This window comes from Gilliamella sp. App4-10 (genome assembly GCF_001690495.1).
Classification (GTDB): domain Bacteria; phylum Pseudomonadota; class Gammaproteobacteria; order Enterobacterales; family Orbaceae; genus Gilliamella; species Gilliamella apicola_G.
The window spans coordinates 1-4,278 of record NZ_LZGS01000043.1 but is presented as its reverse complement, the minus strand read 5'-3'; the positions used below and the strand labels follow the sequence as shown (position 1 = coordinate 4,278).

The window sequence follows — 4,278 nt, the reverse complement described above, 5'->3', positions numbered from 1 at the left end:
ATTTAAAAGTCTGGCGGCACCCTACTCTCACATGGGTAATACCCACACTACCATCGGCACTACGGCGTTTCACTTCTGAGTTCGGCATGGGGTCAGGTGGGACCACCGCGCTATTACCGCCAGACATATCCTGTCTTCTCTTCTTCTACATCAATGATGCTATAATAAAATATTATACCTCTTCACCATCAATATCTCAATCCAGAACAAACTGCTTTATCATTCTTTAATCAACCTCAGTCAACCTAGAATATTAAAAACTCTCGCGTAACCCCAAAACAACTCCGAGTTGTAAGGTTAAGACTCTCGGTTCATTAGTATCAGTTAGCTCAATGTATCACTACACTTACACACCTGACCTATCTACGTCTTAGTCTCAAACGGACCTTACTGAATCTCTTCAGGGAAAACTCATCTCGAGGCTAGTTTCGTACTTAGATGCTTTCAGCACTTATCTATTCCGCACGTAGCTACCGGGCAATGCAATTGGCATCACAACCCGAACACCAGCGGTGCGTTCACTTCGGTCCTCTCGTACTAGAAGCAAACCCTCTCAATTTTCCTACGCCCATGGCAGATAGGGACCGAACTGTCCCACGACGTTCTAAACCCAGCTCGCGTACCACTTTAAACGGCGAACAGCCGTACCCTTGGGACCTACTTCAGCCCCAGGATGTGATGAGCCGACATCGAGGTGCCAAACACCGCCGTCGATATGAACTCTTGGGCGGTATCAGCCTGTTATCCCCGGAGTACCTTTTATCCGTTGAGCGATGGCCCTTCCATTCAGAACCACCGGATCACTATGACCTACTTTCGTACCTGCTCGAGCCGTCACTCTCGCAGTCAAGCTAGCTTTTGCCATTGCACTAACCTCCTGATGTCCGACCAGGATTAGCTAACCTTCGTGCTCCTCCGTTACTCTTTGGGAGGAGACCGCCCCAGTCAAACTACCCACCAGACAGTGTCCCTTACCTCGATTCAGAAGTATAGGTTAGAACATCAAACATTAAAGGGTGGTATTTCAAGGTCGACTCCACACACACTGGCGTGCATGCTTCTTTGCCTCCCACCTATCCTACACATTAAGGCTCAATGTTCACTGTCAAGCTATAGTAAAGGTTCACGGGGTCTTTCCGTCTTGCCACGGGTACACCGCATCTTCACGGCAATTTCAATTTCACTGAGTCTCGGGTGGAGACAGCCTGGCCATCATTACGCCATTCGTGCAGGTCGGAACTTACCCGACAAGGAATTTCGCTACCTTAGGACCGTTATAGTTACGGCCGCCGTTTACTGGGGCTTCGATCAAGAGCTTCTGCTTACGCATAACCCCATCAATTAACCTTCCAGCACCGGGCAGGCGTCACACCGTATACGTCCACTTTCGTGTTTGCACAGTGCTGTGTTTTTATTAAACAGTTGCAGCCAGCTGGTATCTTCGACTGATTTCACCTACATCCGCTTGGGAATTCAATTACCATCAGCGTGCCTTCTCCCGAAGTTACGGCACCATTTTGCCTAGTTCCTTCACCCGAGTTCTCTCAAGCGCCTGAGTATTCTCTACCTGACCACCTGTGTCGGTTTCGGGTACGATTAACTATAACCTGAAGCTTAGAGGTTTTTCCTGGAAGCAGGGCATCAATTACTTCACTGCCTTAGCAGCTCGTCATCACACCTCAGCGTCTCAGTGACCGGATTTGCCTAATCACACGCCTACATGCTTAACCCACCATCCAATAGGTGGTAAACCTAGCCTTCTTCGTCACCCCATCGCAGTTATAGCCAGTACGGGAATATTAACCCGTTTCCCATCAGATACGCCCTTCGGCCTCTCCTTAGGGGTCGACTCACCCTGCCCCGATTAACGTTGGACAGGAACCCTTGGTCTTCCGGCGAGCGGGCTTTTCACCCGCTTTATCGTTACTTATGTCAGCATTCGCACTTCTGATACCTCCAGCATGCCTCACAACATACCTTCTACGGCTTACAGAACGCTCCCCTACCCAATACACTTACGTGCACTGCCGCAGCTTCGGTGCATAGTTTTAGCCCCGTTACATCTTCCGCGCAGGCCGACTCGACTAGTGAGCTATTACGCTTTCTTTAAATGATGGCTGCTTCTAAGCCAACATCCTAGCTGTCTAAGCCTTCCCACTTCGTTTCCCACTTAACTATGACTTTGGGACCTTAGCTGGCGGTCTGGGTTGTTTCCCTCTTCACGACGAACGTTAGCACCCGCCGTGTGTCTCCCATGATTAAACTTGTCAGTATTCGGAGTTTGCATCGGGTTGGTAAGCCGGGATGGCCCCCTAGCCGAAACAGTGCTCTACCCCCAACAGTTACTCATGAGGCGCTACCTAAATAGCTTTCGGGGAGAACCAGCTATCTCCCGGTTTGATTGGCCTTTCACCCCCAGCCACAGGTCATCCGCTAATTTTTCAACATTAGTCGGTTCGGTCCTCCAGTTAGTGTTAACCAACCTTCAACCTGCCCATGGCTAGATCACCGGGTTTCGGGTCTATACCCTGCAACTTAACGCACAGTTAATACTCGGTTTCCCTTCGGCTCCCCTATTCGGTTAACCTTGCTACAGAATATAAGTCGCTGACCCATTATACAAAAGGTACGCAGTCACTACTACCCAACGGTAACAGCTCCCACTGATTGTACGTACACGGTTTCAGGGTCTATTTCACTCCCCTCCCGGGGTTCTTTTCGCCTTTCCCTCACGGTACTGGTTCACTATCGGTCAATCAGGAGTATTTAGCCTTGGAGGATGGTCCCCCCTTCTTCAGACAGGATATCACGTGTCCCGCCCTACTCTATAAGCTTCCACATATCGCACCTTCGTGTACGGGACTTTCACCCTCTATCGTGCGACTTTCCAGACGCTTCCACTAATACTATATGCTACCCGCTTGGGCTCCTCCCCTTTCGCTCGCCGCTACTTAGGGAATCTCGGTTGATTTCTTTTCCTCGGGGTACTTAGATGTTTCAGTTCTCCCGGTTCGCCTCATCTGACTATGTATTCATCAGATGATAGTGTAGTCACCTACACTGGGTTTCCCCATTCGGACATCGACGGCTATAGCGCCTTTTATCAGCTCACCGTCGCTTTTCGCAGATTAACACGTCCTTCTTCGCCTCTGATTGCCTAGGCATCCACCGTGTACGCTTAATTTCTTAACCTTACAACTCACAGTTGTCTCGGTTTTAATTACGCTTTTTTTCTCTCTCTTACGTTATCCACTTTATTTATTCGTCATTAATTAAAATTTATCGCTAACTTTTAATCATACGATTCTATAAAAGCTTTACATAAGAACGAGAACTCGTTTCTTTCAGCTTGTTCCTAATTGTTAAAGAGCTTTATCTTTCTATTTACTTAACAATAACTCTCAAGTAAATACAAACATAATTTCTAGAAAAATAATTTCATCACATTTTATGGCGTCCCCTAGGGGATTCGAACCCCTGTTACCGCCGTGAAAGGGCGATGTCCTAGGCCTCTAGACGAAGGGGACTTAATTATTTCTCTTTTAAACAAACAATCTGTGTGAACACTTACGAGCTCTTCGTAAGGAGGTGATCCAACCGCAGGTTCCCCTACGGTTACCTTGTTACGACTTCACCCCAGTCATGAATCACACCGTGGTAAACGCCCTCCCTAAGGTTAAGCTATCTACTTCTGGTGCAACCCACTCCCATGGTGTGACGGGCGGTGTGTACAAGGCCCGGGAACGTATTCACCGTAGCATTCTGATCTACGATTACTAGCGATTCCGACTTCATGGAGTCGAGTTGCAGACTCCAATCCGGACTTAGACGTACTTTATGAGGTCCGCTTACCCTCGCGAGCTCGCTTCTCTTTGTATACGCCATTGTAGCACGTGTGTAGCCCTGGTCGTAAGGGCCATGATGACTTGACGTCGTCCCCACCTTCCTCCGCTTTATCAACGGCAGTCTCCTTTGAGTTCCCGGCCTAACCGATGGCAACAAAGGATAAGGGTTGCGCTCGTTGCGGGACTTAACCCAACATTTCACAACACGAGCTGACGACAGCCATGCAGCACCTGTCTCACAGTTCCCGAAGGCACTCTCGTATCTCTACAAGATTCTGTGGATGTCAAGACCAGGTAAGGTTCTTCGCGTTGCATCGAATTAAACCACATGCTCCACCGCTTGTGCGGGCCCCCGTCAATTCATTTGAGTTTTAACCTTGCGGCCGTACTCCCCAGGCGGTCGATTTATCGCGTTAGCTTCGGAGCCCATCGC

General features: G+C 48.9%; 1 tRNA gene and 3 rRNA genes. All 4 read right to left on the bottom strand.

Annotated features, from left to right (window positions below):
- Positions 1 to 8: 8 nt before the first annotated feature.
- Positions 9 to 124, bottom strand: a 5S ribosomal RNA gene (rrf, locus tag A9G23_RS09005).
- A gap of 169 nt (positions 125 to 293) precedes the next feature.
- Positions 294 to 3,192 (bottom strand): 23S ribosomal RNA (locus tag A9G23_RS09000).
- A 259-nt stretch (positions 3,193 to 3,451) separates the two neighbouring features.
- Positions 3,452 to 3,527: transfer RNA gene (locus A9G23_RS08995), tRNA-Glu, on the bottom strand.
- A gap of 54 nt (positions 3,528 to 3,581) precedes the next feature.
- Positions 3,582 to 4,278, bottom strand: a 16S ribosomal RNA gene (locus tag A9G23_RS11680); the annotation flags it as partial.